A 20,032-nucleotide genomic window follows, 5' to 3' on the forward strand; every position below is an offset into this window, starting at 1 on the left:
CGCGCGGGCGGTGTACCCGCGCGCGTACGGCCCGCCGCACCACCACCGGCACACGGCGCACCACCACCGCCGCACGGTGCGCCACCCGGTGTCGGCGCACCGTGTGCCGGGGCTCCGCACGCCCATTCCACGACCACCTGAGGGGAGGGCAGCCGCATGAGCGACGTCACCATCCGCGTTCTCGGTACGGGTGCCTACGTACCGGAACGGATCGTCTCCAACGATGAGGTCGGCGCGCCGGCCGGGGTCGACGACGACTGGATCACACGCAAGACCGCGATCCGCCAGCGGCGCTGGGCCGCCGGTCACCAGGCCACCTCGGACCTGGCCACGGCCGCGGGCAGGGCCGCGCTGAAGTCCGCCGGCATCTCCCCGGAGCAGCTGACCGTGATCGCGGTCGCCACCTCCACACCGGACCAGCCGCAGCCCCCCACCGCCGCCTACGTGCAGCACCACCTCGGCGCGGCCGGCACCGCGGCGTTCGACGTCAACGCGGTCTGCTCCGGCACGGTGTTCGCACTGTCGTCGGTGGCGGGCACCCTGGTCCACCGGGGCGGCTACGCGCTGGTCATCGGCGCGGACATCTACTCACGCATCCTCGATCCGGCCGACCGCAGAACGGTCGTCCTGTTCGGGGACGGGGCCGGGGCGATGGTCCTCGGCCCGACCGGCAGTGGCCCGGTCGTCCGGCGTGTCGCGCTGCACACCTTCGGCGGTCTCACCGATCTGATCGGGGTGCCCGCGGGCGGCAGCCGGCGCCCCCTCGACGAGGCCGGCCTCAACGCCGGCCTGCAGTACTTCGCGATGGAAGGGCGTGAGGTGCGCCGCTTCGTCGAGGACCAACTGCCGCAGCTGACCAAGGGATTCCTCCACGAGGCCGGTGTCGAAGCCGCCGACATCAGCCACTTCGTCCCCCACCAGGCCAACGGGATGATGCTCGACAGCGTCTTCGAGAAGCTCCACCTGCCGCGGGCCACCATGCACCGCACGGTCGAGAGGTACGGCAACACCGGGGCGGCCTCCATCCCGATCACGATGGACGCGGCCGTACGCGCCGGTTCCTTCCGGCCCGGCGAACTGGTCCTGCTGGCCGGCTTCGGCGGGGGCATGGCCGCGAGCTTCGCCCTGATCGAGTGGTAACCGCCCGCGCCCGGCCGCCGTCCCGGCACCTGCCCCCCGGGCGCCCGCCCCGGCGCCCGCTCCCGGGCAGGTGCCGGGGCGGCGGCGGGGCACGGGCGGGCACCTGAAGCAGGGAGCGACCGCCCGGGCCGCCCGAGCGGTGCGCGGGCCGCGGGGTCGTGGGGTCGTGGGGTCGTGGGCACGGTACCTGCGGCCGTGAACCGTGAGCCGTGGACGTGGGCCGTGAGCCTGCGGGTCGTGGGCCGTGGGGTCGTGGGCACGCCACGGTACCTGCGGACCGCGGGTCGTGGGCCTGTGGGAGAACCGCCGGATCCGCCGTACGGTCCGCGGTCCGCCGACGGCCTCCAGGGCGCGGAGCCGCCGGGAGAGCCGGCCAGCTGCGGCCCGCCGCGCGGCAGCCGCGGTCCGCCCCGGCACGCACCCGGACGCACCCGGCAGCCCGCGCCCCGTACCGCGTACCGCGTACCGGCGGCAACTCCGAACGGATCAGGGGCACTTCCGCCGCGCTGCGGGTCTTCGACACCAACGCGGTGGGCATCGTGCGCGTCACGGAGGCGGCGCTTCCGCTGCCGCGCAGATCACCGGACCCCGACGCGGTCACCGTTTCGAGCGGCGCCGGGTCGTTCCGGGCGGGGAACAACCCCGCAGCGGCCGGAGTTCGGCCTGCCGCCGGCGCTCTACATCCGCGTCCAAGGCGGTCACCGCCGCCACCGTGCTCACCGTCCAGTACGCCAGATCCCGGCCGGGCATCCGGTTCGACGCGGCCGAGCCCGGCACCGCCGCGGCGCTCGGCGCTGACGGGCCGCCAGGAACCCTCCGGGACGAAAACGGGGAACTGCCCTGGCAGGTATGAAGGAACGGTCCCCGGGCCACTGCTGTCAGGCCGGCGGATCCGCCTCCGCCGGTGGCGGCGGTGGTGGCGGTGTGCCGGCGTCCCGCAGGGCCCGGGCCAGGTCGCGGGCGCGTTCCCGCTCGTCGCGGGCCGCGTCGGCGAGCACCACCCGCGGCGGGCGGCCGCCGTCCTCCGCGATGCGCCGGGCGAGGTCGCAGGCGAGCGCGCCGGCGCCGGAGAAACCGCCGAGCAGCAAGGGCCGGCCGGCCGTGCGGGCGGCCAGGGCCTGTCGCGCGCCGTCGGCGCCGGTGCGCAGCACGAGCAGTTCCTGGGGCCCGGGGTAGAGGCCGGGCAGCAGGTCGTAGCAGGTGAGGGGGGCGCCCGGCGGCGGTATCAGGCAGATGGTGCCCGCCCGTTCGTCTCCCGCCGCCCGCAGGGTGAGCAGCGGGCCCGCCCGGCGGGCCGCGGGGCCCGCGGGCGGGTGCGGTGCGGCGCTGTCCTCCAGGAGTTCCAGCACCTCGCCGACGGTGGTGCACTCGCCCGCCGACACCGACAGCGTGCGCAGCAGCATGGCGCTCTGCGCGAGCAGTTCGGCGGCGGCGGCCGCGTCGAACAGGGCCCGGTCGTAGACCCCCGTCAGGACCAGGCCGCCCGCGCTGTCGTGGTGGGCGAGCAGTCCGACGGGGGGTGCGCAGCGGGCCGGTACGGTGACCGGGAACTCGGCTTTGATGCCGTGGGCGGCGAGTTCGTCCTCCAGGCCGTCCACCGGGTGCGGGGAGTCCTCGAAGACGACGACGGTGTCCGTGCACCCGGTGCCGCGGGATCCGCGTCCGTCCCAGGCGTGGATCCAGTCGCCGGGGACCCATTCGTAGGCGGCCAGGTCCAGGGCCCGCTCGCGCAGTTGCCGCAGCAGGTCGGGCACGGTGGCCGCCGGGTCGACCTCGACGTGCATCGGCAGGGGGTTGCGCAGCGGGCCCGGCATCAGGGCGGCACCGTCGAACAGGACGCCCCGTCCCGAGACGGTCACCGTGAAGCGGACGGGGGCGGCCGCGGTGGCGCCGGAGCCCCAGTGGATCAGCAGGGCCCAGACGGCCTGCAGCACGCTGCTCTCGGCGATGCCCCAGGTGCCCGCCCAGCGCGTGAGGCGGGTGGTCTCGGCGGGGTCCAGGCGCAGCCGGGTGTGCCCGGTGCCGGTCAGGCCGGTGGGCCCGGCGGACCGTCCCGGCCAGGAGGCCGCCCCGTCGGGCGGCACCCGGCCCGACCAGAGATCCCGGGCGGGCCGCGGGTCCTGGGCGGCGGCCCAGGTCGTGTAGTCGCGCAGGTCGGGGCGGCGCTCACCGCCGGGCAGGGTGCCGCCCGCGAGATAGGCGCGGTAGAACTCGCGCAGCAGGATGTTCGCGCTGCGGCCGTCGAGCAGGGCCCGGTGGTAGGTGACCAGGATCCAGGCGGGTCCCCCGGGCCGGGAGGGTCCCCCAGGCTGGGCGGGCTCCCCCGGCCGGGCGGGCTCCCCCGGCCGGGCGGGCTGGGAGGGTTCCCGCTCCAGCAGTGTCACGCGCAGCGCTCCGGGGCGGCGCAGCTGGAAACCGCGCAGCCGGTCGCGCTCCAGCAGGGCGGACCAGTCGCCGTCGCGGAAGGTCTGGCGGGTGATGTCGGGCGTGACCCGCTCGTGCACCACGAGCAGCGGTTCACCGTCGCCGGTGAACGCGGTGCGCAGGACCGTCTCGCAGTCCAGGACCGACTGCCAGGAGGCGGTGAAACGGGCGGTGTCGAGCGGGCCGTGCCAGATCCAGACGAGCTGCTCGACATGGCGTCCGGTGCCGGGCCGGGTGTCACCGTCCGCGTGCAGCGCCGACTGCTGGGGGGTGGCCCGGAAGGCGGGCAGGATCCGGGCGGCGGGTGTGTCCGCCAACTCCTCCAGCAGCTCCCGCAGATGGCGGGCGAGAGCGCGGACGGAGGAGTCGGTGACACCTGCGGCGGGGCCGGCCACCCGGCCGAGAGCGACGCGCAGCCGGCCGTCACGGACATGTGCCCGCACCTCGACCCGGTGAACGGGACCGCCGGAATCACCGGGCCCGCCGGGATGGGCGTGGCGGGCGGGATCACCGGGATCACCGGGATGGGCGGGGCCGTCGAGGTCTGCGGAGCGGGCGTGGTCGTCAGGGTGGGCGTGGTCGGCGGGGTGGGCGGGGTCGTCGAGGAGCAGGCAGGTCTGTGCGGGGGGCATCTCGCGCAGGGCGCGGCGTGTTGCCGGGTCGGGGCTCCACTCGCGGCAGGCCCCGAAGCCCGCGCCGGCATCGGCCCGGCTGGCACAGGCCGCCAGGGAATCCGTCAGTGCCGTCAGCCGGCCGAGGGGGGCGAGGGCGGTATCGACGGTGAGCTGGACCGGGTACGGCTCCGCGAGCCGGCCGACGTACCGCTCCAGGCCGCGGCGGCCGGCCCGCGGATCGCTGCGCACGTCGAAGCCGACCTCCCGCGATCCCTGCCAGCGGGCGAGGGCCAGGGCGAACACACCGGTCAGCGCCTCCCCGGTCGTCAGCGCGAGCCGCCGGGCCAGACCATGGGTGATCCGCTCGGTGACCTCCTCCTCCAGAACAAACCCCGCACACCGCACCACTTCCGGCGCACCGCCGGACACACCACCCGTGGCGGGCGCATCACCCGGCGCGGCACCGGGGGTGTCGCCCGGTGCGGGCGTGGCGGCGGGCAGGGCCCGCGCGTTCTGCCGGGATCTGCGCCGGGCGGCGAGCGTCCAGTGCCCGGCCTCGGCGGTGTCGCGGGCCAGTTCCCGCAGTTCGCCGGCCCAGCCGGCCAGGGCGTCGTCCCGCACGGGCCGCGGGCGGGCGGGAGGCGGGCCGCCGGCCGTGCCGAGGGCGGCGGTCAGGTCGTCGAGCAGGATGCGCCGGGACGCGGCGTCCACGGCGAGTTCATGGACGAGTACGGCGAACCGGTCGGCGCGGGGTCCGGCGGGACGGCGGTCCCTGGCGAGCAGGGCCCGCAGCTGTGTCCCGCTGTGCGCGTCGAGCGTGCGGCCGGCCGATTCCAGCAGTACGGCGAATCCGGCGTCGTCGGTGAACTCCCCCTCCACCAGCGGATCCTGACCGCCCGCGCCCGCGTCCGCGCCTGCGGCCTGCCCGGTGTGCCAGCCGTCCGCCGCGCCGAGACGCGAACGCAGCTGGGGGTGGGCGGCCACGACGTTCCGCAGCGCCTCACGCAGCACGCCCGCGTCCGGCACCGGCGCCGGCCCGGTCAGCAGCACTTCGTAGCGGCGTCCGCCGGGACGGGCCAGGACCGCGGCCTGGGCGGGGGTCAGCGGGCGGTCGGCGGCCGGCGGCGGCTGGGTCAGCCGGTCGGCGACACGGCCCGCGATGAGCGCGGCCGGTCCTGCGTACGGTTCGGAGAACCGCAGGGTGTGATGGTCGGGGCCGTGCCGCAGCAGCCGGTGCCGCCAGACGGCCCGGCCCGCGTCCTGCGCGGTCAGCTCCCCCAGAAGGCGCTCCAGCGCGGCGGCGTCGAGCGGACCGTGCAACTCGACGTCCCACGGCGCGGGATAGGGAGGGTGCCCGGGATCGACGACCACGGAGATCGGCGCGTGCGGGAAGTGGTGAGCAGTCATGGTGTCCGGGGCCGTGCGGTCCACCGCGGGCGGCCGAGTCCCCGTCTCTCCCTTCTGCGAGGACGAAAAGAGCATGCGGGGAACACGAACGGCCCGGCCACGAACAGGCAGGGCGCGTACAGGCAGGGCGCGTACGGGCGGGGCCGTCGTGGCTCACGCCCAACTGCCTCTCCCTCATTGGCGGCCTCCTGCCCTGCCCGCGCCGACAACAGTCGGCGAGCACTACGTTACGGGCAGTACGCGGCCCAAGTCCGGTTCTCCGAGCGGGTATACAGCCGGGTACGAGCGGTGCCCGAGCGCGGCGGGCGCCCGCGGGCGCGTCCAAGTACGCGGCGGGGGGGCGGGAAACCGGGGGTACGGGGGCGGCGGAGGCGGAGAAAGCGACAGCCCACGGCACCCCGCGGCGGGCGGCCGGAGGGCGGCGGGGAGGACCGGGGGGTCAGCCGACGGGCGCGGACTCCGGGAGGAGGCGGCGGGCGACGCGGCAGGCCCGGCCCAGCAGGCGGGGCAGTTCACCGCTCCCGCGTGCCAGGAGGCGGTCGGGGAGGGTCCGTGACCGGACGGGCCCCAGGGTCCACTCGCGCCAGTTCCCGGCCGCGCAGGCCGCGGCCTGCGGGCCGTCGTCGTCGGAGGCGACGAGGAGGACCGGGGTGGTGAGCGGTCCGGCCCGCCAGGGCCTGACCGCCTCCTCGCGCAGGTCCTGGGCCAGTTCCAGGTCGGCGCGGAGCACCGGCAGCGCGGCCCGCAGGAGGATTCCCTCGTCGCTGCCGGGCGGCACGGCTCCCCCGCCGCCCAGGGCATGCAGCAGTTCGGTGTCCGTCGCCCGGCGCACGTCCACCGTCCCGGCGGGCGGGAGCGGCGGCGGCCAGGCGCCGGCGCCGAGGAACACCGGGCCCGGCAGGCCCGCCTCGTGCAGGGCACGGGCCGCGGTGAGCGCCGCCAGCGCGCCGAGTCCGTGCCCGTACAGGGCGTACGGGCCGGGGCGGGGGCCGGTGAACAGCGGGAGCACCTCGGCGAGCAGCGCCGTGCGCGTCCTGACCCGGGGTTCGCTACGCCGCCGGGTACAGCCCGGCAGAAGGACCGGGACCGGCTCCACACCGGGTCCCGTCCGCGCCGCCCAGCCGCCGAAGGCGGACACGCCCTCCGGGGAGTGCGCGAAGCAGTACAGCCGTACCGGCCCTTCGACCGACATGTGCCCCCCTGTTCCGCGTCCGCTCCTGACACCGCCCGGGGACGGGCGCGGTTCGATGATTGCCGGGCCGTCTCGAACGGCGCTGGAGACCCGGCCGAGACCGCGGAAGCCCCGCGCACACCCCGCGACCGGATCCCGCCCCGCGCCCTCCGGGGGAACCGGCCCCCTTGTTGCCTTTCCGTGACTCCGCGACGGGGCCCGCGGCCTGCGGGCCGGACAGCTCCGCCAAGCGGGCTCTGTTGCCTCTCCGCGTCCGCGTCCGCTGCTGCGGGCGGCGGCCCGGCCCCCGGGCCTCCTGCGACGGGAAGACCGCCCGGGGCACACATCACCCCGGGCCCCGCTCCGCCTCGCCGGGCGCCGGGCCGGCGCCCCCTTCGCGACACTGCGCGGCAGAGCCCTTCCGCGAACCCCGGCCCCGCCCCGGCCGGTTGAGGAGTTTCGGACCGGTCAGCCGGCCCTTCCGGCCTCAGCCGCCGACCGCAGTCAGACGCGAACAGCTCGCGCTTCGTCCAACATCCCGACGGTCCGGAGCGCCGGACCGCCGGCAACGCGGCCGAGGTCCGCCGTCCGGAGCTTCCCCGGCCAGTACGACACCACCAGCACCCCGTCACCCGTGAGCCCGATCGCACCCCATGCCCACCCCTGCGCGCCCCGGCCCCGCCCCGGCCGCATGAACCTCCCGGCCTCCGGCCCCGACCGGGCATGCGCGGGGCGGACCGCAGGGCGCAGACCCGCCCCGTAACGGGCCGCCGTACCCGGAGTCCTCAACAACACCGCCCGCACGGCGGAATACCGTCCCGGCCTCCACGGGCCCGGGGAGACCCTGCCCGGCCGGGCCCGCGGGGATACACCGGGCCGGGGCGGTGGAGATCCGCCGGAGGGGGCTGGGCCGTTTCGTTCGGATCATCTGATCGTTGGTCCGGGTGTGTTGTTGACCGACGCGCAGTGGGCGTGGATTGAGCCGTTGCTGCCGGACCGGACGGCCCCGGCGGGGTGGCCGGTGGCGGGATCACCGAGAGGTGATCGATGCGATCGCGTGGAAGTTCCGGACCGGATCGCAGTGGGTGCACCTGCCGGAGAAGTACGGCAACTGGCGGGGTGTCTGCAACCGATTGAGGATGTGGGCCGTCGACGGCACCTGTCGCACATCAGCACGCGGCCGGGGCCCGTAAGAAGGGGCCCCGGCCGGCGAGCCGCACGACCATGCCATCGGCCGGTCCCGCGGCGGCTGAGCACGATGGCCGGCCCACCTCGCGGCCGACGACCGGTGCAGGCCCCTGGCCTTCGTCCTGACCGCCGGGCAGGCCGGCGACGTCCCCGCCTTCACCCACGTGATGGCCCGCCTGCGCGTTCCCCGCCCACGGGGACGGCCCCGCACCCGGCCCGACGTGGTCCCGGCCGACAAGGCGTACTCCTCCCGCACGATCCGCGAGCACCTGCGCACACGCGGAATCCGGGCAGTCATCCCCGCCCCGGCCGATCAACGGGGCCACCGACCGCGGCGGGGCGGCAGACCACCCGCCTCCGACCGCGAGGCATACAAGCAGCGCGACACCGTCGAACGCTGCATCAACCGCCTCAACAATGGCGCGGCATCGCTACCCGCTACGACAAGACCGCGACCATCTACCTCGCCGGACTCCACCTCGCAGGCATCTTCATCCGGTCCGCCCGATGATCCAAACGAAACGGCCTAGGCGGCGTACCGGTCGAAGGTGGAGCCGCGGCGCAGGCCGGCCACCACGTCGAGTTCCGGATCGACCGCGAGCATGGCCTGGTGCAGGCGCTGGAGCTGGGGTGAGGGTTCCACGCCGAGTTCCTCTATCAGCCCCTCCCGCAGTCTTCGGTAGACGTTCAGGGCACCGGCCTGCCGCCCCGACCGGTACAGCGCCACCATCGCCTGCGCGTGCAGGCCCTCGTGCTGGGGGTGACGGGCGATCAGATCGGCGAGCTCCGCGACGAGTTCCGCGTGCCGGCCGAGCCGCAGATCGGCGTCGATACGCCGCTCGGTCGTCATCAGCCGGGACTCCTCCAGCCGCGTGACCTCTATGTCCAGGACCGGACCGAGCCGTACATCGACCAGCGCGGGCCCCTGCCACAGGGCCAGGGCCTGCCGGAAACAGCGGGCGGCACGCCGGTCCTCCCCCTCCTCGAAAGCCTCCTGCCCCTCGGCGACCAGACGCTCGTAGGTGTGCACATCCACCGACTCCGGCGGGATCCGCAGCAGATAACCGCCGTGCCGGGTGGCCAGAACATCCTTCGCCCCGCCCGGGACACCGGGCCCCATCGCGGTGCCCAGGCAGCGGCGCAGCTGCATGATGTAGGTCTGCAGCGTGGTCATCGCGCTCTGCGGCAGCTCCGTCCCCCAGATCTCCTCCATCAGCGTCGACACCGGCATCACACGGCTCGGATACAACGCCAGAAGAGCGAGGACCTGTCGTGGCTTCCCCGCGGTCGGGACGATCGAGTCCCCGTTCTCGGCGGCACACAGCGGACCTAAAACCTGGATCTCCATGGTTCTCCCCGTTCGTCGTCAGGCACTCTCGATGGCGGAAAGTCGTCGGCGAACCAGCACGCTAACCCCACCCGCACCGGAGGCACCGGTTCCTTCAGCGGCACTTGAGCAATCCTCCAAGAACACCAAAACGCAAAGCACAGTTCACGAAAGCAAAAACGAAAACCCGGCAGACCGAGTGCACACACCCCCGCCAAACCACCCCACCCCACAACCACGGCACGGCACGGCACGGAGAACGGCACGGGCAGCGAACCGCTGCACAACAACCCTGCACGCCGCGCCTGCCCCAGTGCTGTGAACCCACGGGTTCCACCGGGGCGATGGCCGCGGATGGCCGGATACAGGGTCGGCAACCGATCCGGCCACCGGGGGTGCGGTGTACGCGAAGCGGCCGGACGGGAAGGACGGAACCCGCAACAGACCCCTACACCGGGACAGCAACCGACTCGATGCACCCCCGGCACGCGACACTCCTGCCGGCCCCGGCCAGCAAAAACCACGCACCCGGTGATCACCCGGCTGTTACAGGCCGGCAAGAACACCGCCGGCAAATTGATCCGCCGACTCGGCCGGGCCCGCCGGGCCGGCCCGGCGGGCCAGAGCCCCACCCCCGCCAACCCGGCCCCGACAAGGAGGACTTCACCCGCCGGTCACCACCCACACCCGCCACCCGCCACCCGCCGTCTGCCGTCTGCCTGCGGAACACCCACGACCGGGCGACCCGCACCGGCCCCGAGGCGCTACCCGGCCCACACCGCGAGGGCAAAACCGGACCGGACCAGGCCCCGGGGAGGGTCTGGACCGCTTCCCCGGCCGGGTGTTGGCCTCCGACGAGTTCGCACCGCCCGGCACCCGGCCCACCGCAGGCCCGGGACCGGGCCGGGCTCCGACGGAAAACATCCCGGGGACGCAGGCCACCTGCCACCTCACGCACCGGTTCCGCCGCTTCCACAGCGGCCACCGGCCGGCGGCGACCGCCCTGCGGGGCACCGGCCACCGCAAGAAAGGCGCCCGCGGACACCGGACACACCGGGCGCGCGGCGAAACCGGACCGCGGTGCCCCTTCCCGCCGCGTGCGCAGCTCCTTACGATCCCCGAACTGTCCTGGCGACGCATCGAAACAGCCCACGACACCGTCCGGACCGGACAGCGCGTCCGGGCAGAGTTCCTTCAGTCCGGCACACGGAACCTGGAAGCCCGGCTGTCCCTGCGGGCGGCACAGCCGGACTCCTTCCACACATTCGCCGGCCGCACCACGGTGGGACAGAAACTCCACGGACGAATCACCGAACCGGTCCCGTCCGGCGTGTTCGTGGCGCTGGACGACGGCCCCGCCCACCCGCGCTTCCCCGGCGCCGGATTCATCACGATCCCCAACTGTCCTGGCGACGCATCGAAACAGCCCACGACGCCGTCCGGACCGGACAGCGCGCCCGGGCAGAGTTCCTTCAGTCCGGCACACGGAACCTGGAAGCCCGGCTGCCCCTGCGGGCGGTACAGCCGGACCCTTTCCACACATTCGCCGTCCGCACCACGGTGGGACAGAAACTCCACGGACGAATCACCGAACCGGTCCCGTCCGGCGTCTTCGTCCAGGCCACCGACGCAATCGAGGGACTGGTCCACCTGCGGGAGCTCACATCAACACCCGTGGCCAGCCCGCCGGACGCCGTCCGGGCCGGCGACGACACCACGGTCGCCGTCACCGGGATCGACCGGGAACGCCGCAGACCGGCATCCTCCCGACAGCAGAACCCACCACCCAGCCACCAGTCCCCCTCCGCCGGCCTTTCCCACGCAAATACCCCCGAACACCTGAACACCCGCCCGGCGCAACGAAAACACCACCCTGACCCGGCGACCCCGGGCAGACCCAGCACTAACGCCCGGAAACCCCCCACACCCACCCAGACCCAGAAACCGGCGCAGGTACGGGCGCAGGAACGGGTGCGGGCGCAGCCGCGAGCTCGGGTGCGGGCAGGGCCGCGGACTCCGGCCCGGATACGGGAGAAGGCCCGGGAACGGGTGCAGCTGCGGGCACAAAAGCAGGCCCCGGGCCGGGGGCGGGTACGACGGCAGACCCTAGCTCCGGGCCAGGCACGGGGGCGGATGCGGGTACGAGGGCAGGCCCCGGCTCCGGGGCGGGTGCAGGGGCGGGTGGCCTGGAGCCGGCACACACCAGGGTGCCCAGATCCCCCCGGTCGGCGAGCAGCGGCAGCAGCAACTCCCAGGAACGGGTGATGTTCTGACGCGACAGCCAGGACGCGTCCTTGCAGCCCAGAACCCCGAAACCCGTCGTCGCCGCGACAACGACACGGGCGGCCGCCGTCCACGACACCCCCCGCGCGAGCGCACCACTGCGCTCGGCCCGGCACAGACTGTCCTCGACCCAGCCCTGCCACTGCCCGTGCAACGGCGACACCGCACGCCGCGCGATGTCACCCGCAAGCCCGAAACCACCCCGGACCACAACATCCTGAGCCAGAGCGGCCATCAGCTCATGCGTCGCATCCACCACCGCCTGCAGCGAATCACCCTGCCGGGCCCGCGCCGACTCGGTAAGCCGGCGCACCGCCTCCGCCGCCTCCGCCTCCACCGCCTCCGCCAGCACACCCTTGTTCGCGAAATGAAAATGCAGCGCCCCGTTACTGACACCCGCCCGCCTGCTGATGACAGTCAGCGACGCCGGAACAAAACCCACCTCCGCGAACGTCTCGGCCGCAGCCCGGATCAGCGAACGCCGCGTACGGGCGGCCCGCTCCTGTCTGACCACGCTCTGCCTCCCGGACAACAGGGCACTGAAAAGGTCCCGCACCCACGCAACCGCAGGCCGGCGCAGGTGCCGCACAACGCCACCCACAGCGCAACCGCCCGCACCCGCGGCCAAGGTCACACACCCACACACTAACAAACCGCTTAAGCGGTTTCATATACGGGGGAAGCAGCGAACAACACCCACCCCCGGCACCCGGCACCCGGCACCCGGCACCCGGCAAACACGAACGCAGACACGCCGGCCACGCAGGGCGCGGCGCCGCAAGCACGGCACGCGGCGCACGGCGCTGCACACAACTGCGGCACAGGCACGCGCCGCCGCGGCAGAGCCGCAGCCCGAAGCCACAACCCCGCAACACACGGCACACGGCACGCGGAGTGCGGCCCCGTGCCACGGACCGGGATTGTGGAGTGCACTCCCCGGCCCCAGGACAGCGCCCGCAAACCCGCGGCACACCCCGAAACGGCCCGGCAGAACCCCGACCACACCCACAAACCCGCAGACCACCCAGACCTCACCCCCACAACCAACACCCCTGCCACCGGCCGTACCCACGCCCGCGCCGCCGACCGCGCCGGCCACAACCAGAACCGGAGAGCCAGAACCAGAGCTGGGGTCTGGGCCAGGGCCGGGGTCCGGGGCCGGCCCAACTCCTCGGCGATCGCGGGAAATCGGCGGCTGCCGTAGCCACCCGCACGGGAGGCGCCCCGGACACCCCCGACAGCGGGCCACCAGAGCGGCCCCGTGCCACAGCAGCAACCCGTAAGCCCCACCCACACCACCGGCCCGAAGCCCGCAAAACCACCGCCGGCACCGGCGCCGACGGCACCGCGGCCGCAGCCAGCTACACAAACGGCCCCCGCACCCACAAAAGCCGAACAACCGCCAAAAGACCACCCGGCCCAACCGCACAGAACCACCACCCACACGCCACCACACCAACGAACCCACAGACCGCCACACCACCGCCCACGCGCCCCCAGGCTCCGGGCCGCGGCCCAAACACCGCCGGACCGACGGACTCGCAGACCGCAGGCCCACGGACCGCCGGGTTCGCGGACCGCCGAGCTGCGGTCCATGTGCCGCCGCACCGAGGGATTCGCAGACCGCCGGACCGCCGCTCGTGCAGCCACCAGGCTGCAGACTGCCGCCCAGGCCCCCCGCACCGACATACTCGCGCACCGCAGGACCACCGGGTTCGCAAAGCTGCGCCCACGCGCCGCAGGACCGCCTGGTTCGCAGACCGCGGGTTCGCAGGTTCGCGGACCACCGCCCGTGCGCCACCGGGCTGCAGACTGCCGGGTTCGTGGCCACCGGGTTCGTGGAGCCTCAGGGCCGGCGGGCCACCGCTCACACACCGCGGGGCTGTGGGCCGCAGAGCTTGCGTGCCGGGTCAGTCGACGCGCAAGACGCCCGTACCGCCCGTACGGGCCGCGGGAACGGCAACAGCCGCAGGCGCCTGCTGCTCCGCCAGCGGAGTCTCCGGCGCGGCCGTCAGGATCGACTGCTGAAGCCGGCGCAGCCGAGCCGACGGCTCAAGACCCAGATCCCGCACCAGGGTCCCGCGCAGCCGGTGATAGACATCCAGCGCCTCACCGCGCCGCCCCGACCGGTGCAGCGCCAGCATGAACTGGGCATGCAGATTCTCATGCGTGCTGTAACGGCTGGTCAGCACCGTCAGCTCCGCCAGCAGCTCACGGTGCCGGCCCAGCCTGAGATCAGCCTCGATACGCTGATCGAGAGCACACAGCCGGCCCTCCTCCAGCCGCCTGGCCTCCATCTCCAGCAGCGCACCGGTCTGCACATCGGCGAAAGCCGAACCCGTCCACAGAGCCAGCGCCTCACGCAACAACCGCGAAGCACCCCTGAAATCCCCCTGATCGGCCGCACGGTAACCCGTACCCGACAAACGCTCGAACTCCCGCACGTCACTGCTCCCCCCGCCCAGCACAAGCATGTACCCCCCCGGCGACGTCACCAGAACATCCTTCGCCCTCCGCCGCGAAACCAACCCCCCACCCCCACCCGGCCCCTCCCCCTCCAACGCCACCCCGATCAGATCACGCAACTGCAACACATACGTCTGCAGCGTCGTACGCGCACTACGCGGCGGCCCACCCGCCCACAACTCATCAATAAGAACAGAAACCGGCACCACCCGGTCCGCATACAACGCCAGCACAGCAAGCACCTGCCGCGGCTTCGGCGCAGTCGGAGCAACAGACACCCCGTTCTCCCTGACATCCAACACACCCAACACGTCGATCCGCACGCCGTACCCCCCTCATCGGATGCACCACCAACCCCACCCCCACGAGTACAAAACAGGACAGACGGTTTGTCAACAGCAAACCGCCCGCGCTGTTTCCATGCACCATACAACCGACCCCCACCCCAACCACCCACACCACACACCCCACAAACCCCGCATCGTCAACCAGAAAACTAGAGAACCACTGAAAAACCACTCAAGACCCACCCCTGGGAACAGGAACCGGCCACCTGCCAGAAACAGCCGGACACCACGACGTCACCCGAGCCCCCACGGCCGAAAACACCCGCCCCCACCAGACCTCACCCCAACCCGAAAGGAACCGCCCCCTCCACAAACCACGCAGGCGGAGGGCCTCATACCGCTGGAAAGCAAACAGGGCGGTATGTATCTTCGCTCCCCATACACCCACACCGACAACAACAGCAACGCGCCAACACGCCAACACCGCTCAGGGGGAACAGACATGTCTGCGAGCACAAGCCGCACCACACACGAATTACCCACCAACACCCACACCGAGTGCGACACCAGAGCCCCGGGAAGAATTACCGCACCCCGCTACCACCCGACCCTCACCACCACCGTCCCCAGAGAATTCGTCCACCGCACCAGCATCGCCGAAGTCCTCCTCACCGGTTGGGAACGCGTCGACGAACACCGCTTCACCGTCACCGCCCAATGGCCCCGCGCACACAGCTTCTACACCCACATCGACGGCCACCACGACCCACTGCTCGCCGTCGAAACAATCAGACAGACCGGACTCCTCCTCGCACACACCGAATACGGCGTCCCCCTCGACCACCACCTCCTCCTCAGCGAGCTCGACGTCACCATCCACCCCCCACACCTGCGCGCCGGACCAACACCCCCCACCCTCCACCTCGACGTCACCTGCACCAACATCAAACAGCGCCGGGGCACCCTCACCCACTGTCGCATCAACATCAACATCTACCGCGAAGGACACCTCGCCGCCACCGGCGGCGGCTCATTCACCTGCATAAACCCCAAAATCTATCAACGCCTGCGCACCCCCAAAGACCCCACCACCCAACACGCCCCGCCCATCTCCCCGACCGCCCCCGAAACCCCCCACACCGTCGGACGCACCTCGCCCAACGACGTCGTGCTCACCCCCATCAACCACCCCAACCAATGGCACCTTCGCATCAACACCCACCACCCCACCCTCTTCGACCACCCCCTCGACCACGCACCCGGCATGCTCCTCCTCGAAGCCGCCCGCCAAGCCACCACCGCGACACTCCAACACCCCACCCTCCCCCACACCATCACCAGCGAGTTCACACGCTACGTCGAGGTCGGCACCACCTGCGTCATCGAGGCACGCCGACTGCCCGCCTCAGGAGACGACCACGAGGAAGCCGTCCTCGTAACCGCTCACCAAGACGGAACACCCGCCTTCCGCGCCACCATCACCACAACCCCACCCACATAACCCACCTCCACAACCCGCGCGAGGCCCGGCCTCAACTGCCCATCTCCTCAACGTCCTTGACGGAGTGGGCAACCCACCGAAAACCACACGCGGAAAATGCGATTGTCGGCCAGCGAGGCCGCTGACATCATGCGGGCGTGACCACTGCTGGAGCGCCGGACTGCCTGATTGTGACGGGGATGCCGGGCGCCGGGAAGTCGACCGTGACCAGGCTCGTCGCCGAGCGGCTGCCACGTGCAGCCCGGCTCGACGGCGATGAGCTCAACAGGATGATCGTCAGCGGGTTCGTCTGGGCGTTGGGCGAGCCCGCTGACGAAGCAGCGTTGCAAGTCGAGCTGTTGCACCGCAATCTGTGCGCGCTGGCGAACAACTTCGCCGACGCCGGCTTCACGCCCCTCATCGATGCGATGATCCCCTCCCGCGAGAAGCTGGACTTCTTCCTCGACCTCCTCCCGTCGCGACAGGTCTTGTTCGTCGTTCTCGCGCCGGGCATCGAGGTGTGCCGATACCGCAACACCATCCGTGATCCGCAGGACCGGTTCGACTTTGACGGCTATGAAGCCCTCGACGCCGACATGAAACGCCAATTCGGCGATGCAGGTTGGTGGTTCGACACCGCCGCCCTCACCCCCGGCCAAACCGCAGATCGCATCGTCCGAGAAGCAAGCCGCCGTGCCCTCATGAACTGACCGCAGTCAGACTGCAGAGAACCCGTCCACTATCAGAATGGCAGGAAGCCTTCGAGGATCTGCTGAGCCGGACAGCCGGCCGCTGCCTCCTCATCGAACCCTTCCGCCGAGCACGGCAGTTGGTCTTCGAGCTGTTGTTGGACCTCCCGCGTAAGAACTGCTGGACCATCGCCGAGCACGTCGAGGACACACCATCCCGGACGGGATGCGGAACCTTCTCCCCCTGCTCGTCGGCGGTATCGGGGTCGCCAACCCCGTGGTCATCTCCGTCCTCGAACGACGCTCCAATTCCTGGCCGAAGCGGTCCTGTTGCTCTCGGTGGGGAGGCGGACTCGGCGCGCCGGTCATCATCGGAGCCGTCGGCGGCCTGCGAACGACGGTGACGGACCACGAACCACGGGCCGCGGGCAAGGCCGCGTCCGTACCGGCGTGGCCCGGTACGGCGAACCCGCCGTACCGGGCCCTCTGTTGCGCGGCCAAGGGTGTCTGCCGTTCCGATCAGGCGGCGTACCCGCCGTCGACGGCGAGGGACGTCCCGGTGATCCATGCCGTGTCCGGGCCCGCGAGGTAGGCGACCGCGCCGGCCGTGTCGGAGGCGGCGCCGAGAGTCCCGGTGGCCGTCCGCAGGCGCTCCTCCTCGATCTCCGGTGTCCCGGCGGGGTTCATGTCGGTGACCGTGGGACCCGGGTCGACGATGTTGGCGGTGATCCCGAGCGGCGCCAGATCGTGCGCGAGCCCCTTGGTGAAGCCGTTCAGGGCCGACTTGCTCATCGCGTAGAGCGTCACGCCGGGCACGGGAACGCGGTTCGACCAGCAACTGCCGACGCTGATCACCCTGCCTCCGCGGCCCATGTGCCGGACGGCCGCCTGCGTGGCGACGAAGACCCCCCGCACATGGACGGCGAGCGTCCGGTCGATCTCCGCGAGCGTCACGTCCTGGACCGGGCCGTAGGGGAAAACTCCCGCGTTGTTGACCAGGATGTCGATGGAGCCGAACTCGGCGGCCGTACGGTCGACCGCCGCCACGACGGCCTCCGGATCCCCGCTGTCCGCCTGGACCGCCAGCCCTCTGCGCCCCGCCGCCTCGACCGACTTGACCACCTCGCGAGCCCGGTCTGCGGCGTTCAGGTACGTGAGGGCGACATCTGCACCCTCCAGGGCCAGCCGCTCGGCGATCGCCGCCCCGATCCCACGGCTGCCTCCGATCACCAGCGCGGTTCTGCCGTCGAGCTTGGACATGCCTGCTCCCCCATGGGATTTGAATTTCGTAGTGAATGCTGCGTAAATAGCTAGCAGGCAGGACACGCGCAGGTCAACTCCCCTCCTGCGGAGGGCGAGGGCGGAGGAGAAGAGATGGCGGAGCGGGGCAGACCACGCACGTTCGACCGCGCCATGGCACTGCGGCGGGCGATGGAGGTGTTCTGGGAGTTCGGCTACGAAGGCACCAAGCTCACCGACCTCACCGACGCCATGGGCATCAACGCGACCAGCCTGTACGGCGCGTTCGGATCGAAGGAGCAGCTGTTCCAGGAGGCCGTCGAGCTGTACGGCAGTACCGTCGGCTCCGCCACCGAACGCGCGCTGCGCGAGGCGCCGACCGCGCGGGACGCCGTCGAGGCCGTGCTCTGGGGGAACATCGACGCCTTCGCCGATCCGGAGACCCCGAGCGGCTGCATGATCGTCCTCGCGGCGACCAATTGCAGTACGCGCAACAGGTCCGTCGGCGAGTCGTTGGCGCAGCGGCGGCGGGACACCGTCACGGCACTGGAAGAGCGGCTACGGCGAGCGGCGGGCGAGGGTGAACTGCCCACCGGTACGGATGTGGTCGCGGTCGCGGCCTTCTACGCCACCGTGCTGCACGGGCTGTCGGTCGAGGCGCGGGACGGTGTGGATCCCGCGAACCTGGAGTCGGCGGTGCGCTCGGCGCTGGCGGCGTGGCCGCTGCTGGTCCAAGAGCCCGCGAAGTCCGGCCGGACAGGCCGTGGTTGAAGCCGCCGACGGCACCGGCCGGGTCACGCTGGGCCCTCACCTCCCCCGGCGTACCGGTGCAAGATCCCCCCAGGGATGGGTGAGGGTCGGCGCGGGAGGACCAGCTGACCGAAACGTCGCGGAAACCGTAAGCGGCCCACCCCGGAATGGAACGAACGAGCTGTCCCGCCAAGTCTCTTGTGAGCGAGGAGTTGCGCGTGCGGGTGCTGGTGGTGGAGGGCGATGAGGAGACGGCGCACGGTGGGCATCGGACTAAGACGATGTCTCAGTTGGCGCGATCGCTTGGTGACCGGCAGGATGCACCGGCATGACAGACCCCGAGCTTCAGCGCGTCAACGACATTGCCCTCACTGCGGTGCAGGCTCTGCTAGGGCTGATCTCATCCGATGTGGTGGCGGTAGCGATTGCGGCCGAGGAGGAAAGAGTGCTGCTCTCCTACTGGGTACGTCGCCATACCGCCGAGATCGACGAAGACATCGCCGATGCGATCGGCGACCTGGAGGCGTTTCTCCATCCAGAGGTTCCGCTGATCGAACCGCGCGTCATGGTGGGTGTGCCGGACGTGGGCAACACGCAGCCTCACGAGCGCATGATTTATTGGGCCAAGTCCTAGTCCTGCACCGCTCTGCGGTAGCAGATGAGGGTGCAGGCGATGCCGACGAAGGCGAGGAAGTGCTCGGCCTTGCGCTCGTAGCGTCGGTGCAGACGACGGCAGCCGTTCAGCCAGGACATTGTGCGCTCGACCACCCAGCGGTGCCGGCCGAGGCGGCCGGACGGTTCGATGCCGCGGCAGGCGATGCGTGGCACGATCTGCCGCCGTCGCAGCCATCCTCGCAGGTGGTCGAAGTCGTAGCCCTTGTCGGCGTGGAGTTTGGCAGGGCGGCGGCGCCGGGGGCCATAGCGGGAGCGGATCGGCGGGATGCCGCGCATCAGCGGGATCAGGGCCTGGCTGTCGTGGAGGTTGGCGGCGGAGATACCCACCGAGATCGGCAGCCCGTTGCGGTCACAGATGACATGCATCTTCGATCCGAGCTTGCCGCGATCGGTCGGATTCGGTCCGGTCAGGGGCCCCCTTTGGCCGCTCGGACGCTGGCCGAGTCGATCGCGCAGCGCGACCAGTCCAACTCGCCGTTCGCGCCGAGCCGGTCGAGGACCACGCGGTGCAGCTTGCCCCAGACCCTCGCCGTGGACCACTCGGTGAAGCGACGGTGGACCGTCTGCCAGGAAGCTCCGAAGACCGGCGGCACTTGGCGCCAGGTGCAGCCGGAAGTAGCGACGAAGATGATCGCGGCCAGCACCGCGCGATCGTCGCACCTCCGGCGGCCTCCGCCTTGGGGACGTACTGGAGGCTCGGGTGCCACGCCCTGGAAGATCTCCCACAGCCCGTCCGGCACCAGGCGCACAACTATGTCCATGCCCACAGCAACGAGCGATCGCCAATCAAGACACCGTCTAAGACCGTGTCCTATGTGGGTGGTCGCTCGTTGGGCTGTTTATGGGGCGGGGTACGTGGAGTTGGATTGTTCCGGACGGACTGTGGGAGATC

Annotated in this window: 12 protein-coding genes and 3 pseudogenes; 8 read left to right on the plus strand and 7 right to left on the minus strand. The window is 71.9% G+C overall.

Translation table 11 applies throughout. The annotated features are described in order from the left end of the window. Nucleotides 1-156 precede the first annotated feature (156 nt). A complete protein-coding gene (locus ACFWHU_RS37870; protein ID WP_385801086.1) occupies nt 157-1,140 on the plus strand; it encodes a 3-oxoacyl-ACP synthase III family protein in 984 nt (327 codons plus the stop codon). A gap of 878 nt (nt 1,141-2,018) precedes the next feature. On the opposite strand, the gene ACFWHU_RS37875 is transcribed toward ACFWHU_RS37870, so the two are convergent. Together ACFWHU_RS37875 and ACFWHU_RS37880 are read right to left on the minus strand one after the other, a co-directional pair. Next, nucleotides 2,019-5,585: a condensation domain-containing protein gene (locus ACFWHU_RS37875; protein WP_387230842.1), complete on the minus strand. Its 3,567-nt coding sequence runs from the start codon at nt 5,583-5,585 to the stop codon at nt 2,019-2,021. Between the two features lie 439 nt (nt 5,586-6,024). Then, nucleotides 6,025-6,777, minus strand: a complete 753-nt coding sequence (locus tag ACFWHU_RS37880) for a thioesterase II family protein (protein WP_387230844.1) — start codon at nt 6,775-6,777, stop codon at nt 6,025-6,027. A gap of 925 nt (nt 6,778-7,702) precedes the next feature. On the opposite strand from ACFWHU_RS37880, the pseudogene ACFWHU_RS37885 reads away from it, so the two are divergent. After that, nucleotides 7,703-8,455: pseudogene (locus ACFWHU_RS37885) on the plus strand (IS5 family transposase). Nucleotides 8,456-8,470: 15 nt separating this feature from the next. On the opposite strand, the gene ACFWHU_RS37890 reads toward ACFWHU_RS37885, so the two are convergent. Further along, a complete protein-coding gene (locus ACFWHU_RS37890) occupies nt 8,471-9,292 on the minus strand; it encodes a BTAD domain-containing putative transcriptional regulator (RefSeq protein ID WP_385801081.1) in 822 nt (273 codons plus the stop codon). A 333-nt stretch (nt 9,293-9,625) separates the two neighbouring features. On the opposite strand from ACFWHU_RS37890, the pseudogene ACFWHU_RS37895 reads away from it, so the two are divergent. Beyond that, nucleotides 9,626-10,978 (plus strand): annotated as a pseudogene (locus ACFWHU_RS37895) (hypothetical protein); the annotation flags it as partial. 196 nt (nt 10,979-11,174) lie between these two features. Here the strand turns inward: ACFWHU_RS37895 and ACFWHU_RS37900 are convergent. Next, the gene (locus ACFWHU_RS37900; protein WP_387230846.1) at nt 11,175-12,068 is read right to left on the minus strand and encodes a ScbR family autoregulator-binding transcription factor; all 894 of its coding nucleotides are present in this window, start codon (nt 12,066-12,068) and stop codon (nt 11,175-11,177) included. Nucleotides 12,069-13,464: 1,396 nt separating this feature from the next. Beyond that, nucleotides 13,465-14,343, minus strand: coding sequence for a BTAD domain-containing putative transcriptional regulator (locus ACFWHU_RS37905; protein ID WP_385801074.1), 879 nt, complete (start codon nt 14,341-14,343; stop codon nt 13,465-13,467). 466 nt (nt 14,344-14,809) lie between these two features. On the opposite strand from ACFWHU_RS37905, the gene ACFWHU_RS37910 reads away from it, so the two are divergent. From ACFWHU_RS37910 to ACFWHU_RS37920, 3 genes and pseudogenes are all read left to right on the plus strand, one after another. Continuing rightward, nucleotides 14,810-15,808, plus strand: coding sequence for a ScbA/BarX family gamma-butyrolactone biosynthesis protein (locus ACFWHU_RS37910; RefSeq protein ID WP_387230848.1), 999 nt, complete (start codon nt 14,810-14,812; stop codon nt 15,806-15,808). Nucleotides 15,809-15,945: 137 nt separating this feature from the next. Beyond that, nucleotides 15,946-16,497 (plus strand): AAA family ATPase, encoded by a 552-nt coding sequence (locus ACFWHU_RS37915; RefSeq protein ID WP_387230850.1) that lies wholly within the window; start codon nt 15,946-15,948, stop codon nt 16,495-16,497. 62 nt (nt 16,498-16,559) lie between these two features. Continuing rightward, nucleotides 16,560-16,717, plus strand: a pseudogene (locus ACFWHU_RS37920) (IS701 family transposase); the annotation flags it as partial. Nucleotides 16,718-16,995: 278 nt separating this feature from the next. On the opposite strand, the gene ACFWHU_RS37925 reads toward ACFWHU_RS37920, so the two are convergent. Then, nucleotides 16,996-17,736 (minus strand): SDR family NAD(P)-dependent oxidoreductase, encoded by a 741-nt coding sequence (locus tag ACFWHU_RS37925; RefSeq protein WP_387230852.1) that lies wholly within the window; start codon nt 17,734-17,736, stop codon nt 16,996-16,998. A 114-nt stretch (nt 17,737-17,850) separates the two neighbouring features. Between ACFWHU_RS37925 and ACFWHU_RS37930 the strand changes: the two genes are divergently transcribed. After that, nucleotides 17,851-18,486 (plus strand): TetR/AcrR family transcriptional regulator, encoded by a 636-nt coding sequence (locus ACFWHU_RS37930; RefSeq protein WP_387230854.1) that lies wholly within the window; start codon nt 17,851-17,853, stop codon nt 18,484-18,486. A gap of 307 nt (nt 18,487-18,793) precedes the next feature. Next, entirely contained in the window at nt 18,794-19,099 is a 306-nt protein-coding gene (locus tag ACFWHU_RS37935) for a hypothetical protein (RefSeq protein ID WP_359996476.1), read from the plus strand. On the opposite strand, the gene ACFWHU_RS37940 is transcribed toward ACFWHU_RS37935, so the two are convergent. Beyond that, a protein-coding gene (locus ACFWHU_RS37940) for an IS5 family transposase (RefSeq protein WP_387230856.1) occupies nt 19,096-19,901 on the minus strand; the annotation gives its coding sequence in 2 pieces (ribosomal slippage) (nt 19,096-19,550 and nt 19,550-19,901; 807 coding nt in all). The two genes, ACFWHU_RS37935 and ACFWHU_RS37940, sit on opposite strands and share 4 nt — an antisense overlap. Nucleotides 19,902-20,032 lie beyond the last annotated feature (131 nt).

The sequence above is a fragment of the Streptomyces sp. NPDC060366 genome, assembly GCF_042725135.1.
GTDB lineage: Bacteria > Actinomycetota > Actinomycetes > Streptomycetales > Streptomycetaceae > Streptomyces.

Excerpts from the sequence above, each read along its gene's own strand:
- ACFWHU_RS37890 (WP_385801081.1), bottom strand. The coding sequence starts at position 9,292 with ATGGAGATCCAGGTTTTAGGTCCGCTGTGTGCCGCCGAGAACGGGGAC.
- ACFWHU_RS37930 (WP_387230854.1), top strand. The coding sequence starts at position 17,851 with ATGGCGGAGCGGGGCAGACCACGCACGTTCGACCGCGCCATGGCACTG.
- ACFWHU_RS37935 (WP_359996476.1), top strand. The coding sequence starts at position 18,794 with ATGACAGACCCCGAGCTTCAGCGCGTCAACGACATTGCCCTCACTGCG.
- ACFWHU_RS37910 (WP_387230848.1), top strand. The coding sequence starts at position 14,810 with ATGTCTGCGAGCACAAGCCGCACCACACACGAATTACCCACCAACACC.
- ACFWHU_RS37870 (WP_385801086.1), top strand. The coding sequence starts at position 157 with ATGAGCGACGTCACCATCCGCGTTCTCGGTACGGGTGCCTACGTACCG.
- ACFWHU_RS37875 (WP_387230842.1), bottom strand. The coding sequence starts at position 5,585 with ATGACTGCTCACCACTTCCCGCACGCGCCGATCTCCGTGGTCGTCGAT.
- ACFWHU_RS37925 (WP_387230852.1), bottom strand. The coding sequence starts at position 17,736 with ATGTCCAAGCTCGACGGCAGAACCGCGCTGGTGATCGGAGGCAGCCGT.
- ACFWHU_RS37880 (WP_387230844.1), bottom strand. The coding sequence starts at position 6,777 with ATGTCGGTCGAAGGGCCGGTACGGCTGTACTGCTTCGCGCACTCCCCG.